The organism is uncultured Limnohabitans sp. (genome assembly GCF_937889215.1).
Lineage (GTDB): Bacteria > Pseudomonadota > Gammaproteobacteria > Burkholderiales > Burkholderiaceae_C > Limnohabitans_A.
On record NZ_CALBEX010000009.1, the window covers coordinates 1 to 3,695 of the forward strand.

Consider the following 3,695-nt stretch of genomic DNA (forward strand, 5'->3'; position numbering starts at 1 on the left):
ATCCTTCAATTGTTCATAAAGACGGTTGATGTCGGTGCTGAACAGGAAGGCTGACACAAAATAAAAGGCTGCGTTGGCTGCGCCTGGCTGCTGCGATGTCAGCAAGCAATAGCGAAAAAATATCTCATCGATATGTTCAGAGCCCCAAGTTCGCTTTAAAAAGTACCGAATGACACCGGGTCGGGTCAAGGTGTTGAAAATACCTTGGCGCCAGAAGTCCAAGGTCAGCAAGCGGTAAAGCCAAGGCAGACCCAGCGTACCGTCGGCAGGCTCATAGCGCAGTTTTTTGCCGCTGAAACCGGTGGGGCTGACCAGTGCAAGTCGCCGAATGTTTTGCGGTGCCTCGCATTTCGCGCGAGCCGCGAATTCGCTGGAGAGCGACACGGCCAAAACATCTGCGGCTTCACCACCATTTTCGGATTGGATGGTGTCCAGCGCAGCATGCAAAGCGTCGGTCATCAAGCGCGGTGTGTAAGCCCTGGCACTGCGTTCAGAAAAACCAAAACCCGGAAGTTCAAGCGCGTAAACAGGGCGCTGTTGTCGATAATGCTCAAACAGGGGCGCAAGCTCGGCGGCCGAGGCCGCTGCGTTGATGCTATGGACCAGCAACAGCGGTGGCAGACCATTGGCTTGCCCCAGAGGCGCAGCGCTGTAAAGGCTGAGCCGACCTGCTGGCGAGTCTATGTCGCGCCGCAGAGCGGATAAGGCGGGCGGCAGCGATGGCGGTAGTGAAGTTGATCGGGTCACACCTCATGGTAATGGCAAATTTGTTGACACCGTCACGAATGTGCTCAGAGATTTATTTGTAGCGGCGGTAAAAATCAAAAGCGTGAGCCACTCCGGCGAGGGAAAGGCAAACAAACACCTCGATGGTCAATTCAGGTGGCGCTGCAAATCGAAGCGCAAGCATCAAAAGCCAGCCGGGGAGCAGCCCTGCGCTGATGTCGGCAAATCGCAAACCCTTTTGTGTTTGAGTGCTTTTCCAACTCAAGAAGAGCCATTCACAAAATGTGAAAAGCAAAATGGCATCGACCCAAATGATTGGCAGGCTGTTGACAGTCAAAGCGACTCTCCCTTGTTGAATATGCCAAAAGTCTATCGTTTATTGGGCGAGGTGGCGTGGCATGCCCCCAAACCTCGGAGTACTTGTCACGGCGCAGGTTGAGGCCTTGAAAAACAGGGTTCGACAATGGCCAAGGCCACAGGCGTGCCATATTTTTGATGTTGAGCCATTGGCTTGTTTGTCTGGCGTTTTTTAAAAACATTTTCATGAACGACCGAGAAAACCGCCAGTCTGATGTGTAAACATCAAGGTGTCGTCATGACGGCAGAGCAATGCTTTGCCTTCGAAAGAAATTCACCCTAACGGAGTTTTTATGAAATCTCGTGCAGCCGTTGCCTTCGAGGCGGGCCAACCTTTGCAAATCGTCGAGATCGACGTTGCGCCACCGCGCAAAGGCGAGGTACTGGTCAAGATCACGCACACCGGCATCTGCCATACGGACGCTTTCACGCTCTCGGGCGAAGACCCCGAAGGGCTGTTCCCGGTCGTGCTGGGCCACGAAGGCGCGGGCATTGTGGTCGAGGTGGGCGAGGGCGTGACCAGTGTTCAGCCTGGCGATCACGTCATTCCGCTTTACACCGCCGAGTGCGGCGAGTGCTTGTTTTGCAAGTCGGGCAAAACCAACCTGTGTGTGGCCGTGCGCGCCACACAGGGCAAGGGCGTCATGCCCGACGGCACCACGCGCTTTTCTTACCAAGGCCAGCCGCTGTACCACTACATGGGCTGCTCGACCTTCAGCGAATACACGGTCGTGGCCGAAGTCTCGCTGGCCAAAATCCGGCCCGACGCCAACCCTGAGCAAGTCTGCCTGTTGGGCTGCGGCGTGACGACCGGACTGGGCGCGGTCAAAAACACGGCCAAAGTGCAAGAAGGTGACACGGTGGCTGTGTTCGGCTTGGGCGGCATTGGCCTGGCCGTGGTGCAAGGCGCCAAGCTGGCCAAAGCTGGGCGCATCATCGCCATCGACACCAACCCGGGCAAGTTCGATTTGGCGCGCACCTTTGGCGCGACCGACTGCGTCAACCCCAAAGACCACGACAAACCCATTCAGCAAGTCATCGTCGACATGACCGGCTGGGGTGTGGACCACAGCTTTGAATGCATCGGCAACACCAACGTCATGCGGGCCGCGCTGGAGTGCGCGCACCGCGGCTGGGGCCAGTCGGTCATCATCGGCGTGGCCGGTGCGGGCCAAGAAATCTCCACCCGCCCGTTCCAGTTGGTCACCGGTCGGCGTTGGATGGGCACCGCCTTTGGCGGCGTCAAAGGCCGCAGCGAAGTGCCCGGCATGGTGGACGACGCCATGGCCGGGCGCATCGCGCTGGCCCCGTTTGTCACCCACACCATGGGACTGAGCGGCATCAACCATGCCTTCGACTTGATGCACCAAGGCGAGTCGATCCGCTCGGTGGTGCACTTTGAAGGCGACGAATGAAACGCATCGAACAACACGCCAGCTTTGGCGGCAGACAAGAAGTCTGGGCGCATGCGTCCAGCACGCTGGGTTGTGAGATGCGCTTGGCGGTTTACTTGCCCGAGGCTGCGCTGCGCGGCGTCAAGTGCCCGGTGCTGTACTGGCTGTCGGGCCTGACCTGCACCGAACAAAACTTCATCACCAAAGCCGGTGCACAAGCGCACGCGGCGCGGCACGGCGTGATCGTGGTCGCGCCTGACACCAGCCCGCGCGGCGAAGCCGTGGCCAACGATGCGGCCTACGACCTGGGCCAAGGCGCAGGCTTTTACGTCAACGCCACCCAAGCCCCTTGGGCCGCGCACTACCGCATGCAAGACTATGTGGCCGTTGAGCTGCCCACCTTGATCGAGCAGCACTTTGCCGCGAGTGAATCACGCGGCATTTTTGGTCATTCGATGGGCGGGCACGGCGCACTGGTCACCGCGCTGCGCCACCCGGGCCGCTACCGCAGCGTGTCGGCGTTTGCACCCATCGCCGCGCCATCACAAGTGCCTTGGGGCCAAAAGGCCTTGACTGCCTACCTGGGTGCAGACCCACAGGCTTGGCGTGCATGGGATGCTGCAGAACTGGTGGCCACTGCGCGCCAAGAAAAGCTGCACCTGTTGGTGGACCAAGGCGATGCCGACGAGTTTTTGGCGCAGCTGTGCCCCGAACTGCTGCAAGCTGCCTGCGAGGCGGCGGGCCATCCGCTGACCCTGCGCATGCAGCCGGGCCATGACCACAGCTACTATTTCATCGCCACCTTCTTGGGTGAACATTTTGATCACCACGCGCAGTATCTGTTGTGATGCAGGTGTTGGTTGCCTTTGAAAATAAGACGCAGTGTGTAGAAAAGCGGTTTTGCTCGCTCGTCTGATTCGGCTGGCTCAGTCAAAGTCAGCAGTGTGGGCGTTGCCACATGGCCGTTTGCGGCAACAGCCACTTCCCATGCGGGTTCTTTGTTGTGGCGCAAGCGTAAAAAAACCCCTCGCGAGGGGTTTTTTGTTTGCGCTGAAAAGATCACTTCTTGACGCAGGCAGCGTTCTTTTCATTTTCTTTTTTGGAGCAGTCGACTTTTTTGTCGTCCATTTTGCCGCCGCCATGGCTGCCAGCGAAGGAAGGAGCCGACATCAGCATGAAAGCGGAAACGAGAGCGGTTATCACGATTTTCATAGAAAC

The 3,695-nt window shown here is 58.2% G+C and carries 4 protein-coding genes; 3 read left to right on the forward strand and 1 reads right to left on the reverse strand.

Annotation, left to right across the window (positions count from 1 at the left end):
• Positions 1-747 (reverse strand): alpha/beta fold hydrolase (locus tag Q0341_RS00265; RefSeq protein ID WP_299509707.1); only part of this gene is annotated, 747 nt, incomplete at its 3' end.
• On the opposite strand from Q0341_RS00265, the gene Q0341_RS00270 reads away from it, so the two are divergent.
• The 3 genes from Q0341_RS00270 to fghA all read left to right on the forward strand — a co-directional run bounded on the left by Q0341_RS00270 (position 683) and on the right by fghA (position 3,325).
• On the forward strand, positions 683-1,165 hold the full coding sequence (locus Q0341_RS00270; protein ID WP_299509710.1) for a hypothetical protein: 483 nt from the start codon (positions 683-685) through the stop codon (positions 1,163-1,165). The genes Q0341_RS00265 and Q0341_RS00270 overlap by 65 nt on opposite strands.
• A 211-nt stretch (positions 1,166-1,376) precedes the next feature.
• Complete coding sequence (locus tag Q0341_RS00275) at positions 1,377-2,498, forward strand: S-(hydroxymethyl)glutathione dehydrogenase/class III alcohol dehydrogenase (protein WP_299509708.1); 1,122 nt, start codon at positions 1,377-1,379, stop codon at positions 2,496-2,498.
• On the forward strand, positions 2,495-3,325 hold the full coding sequence (gene fghA / locus Q0341_RS00280) for an S-formylglutathione hydrolase (RefSeq protein WP_299509709.1): 831 nt from the start codon (positions 2,495-2,497) through the stop codon (positions 3,323-3,325). Before Q0341_RS00275 ends, fghA begins: the two co-directional genes overlap by 4 nt.
• The last annotated feature ends 370 nt before the right edge of the window (positions 3,326-3,695 follow it).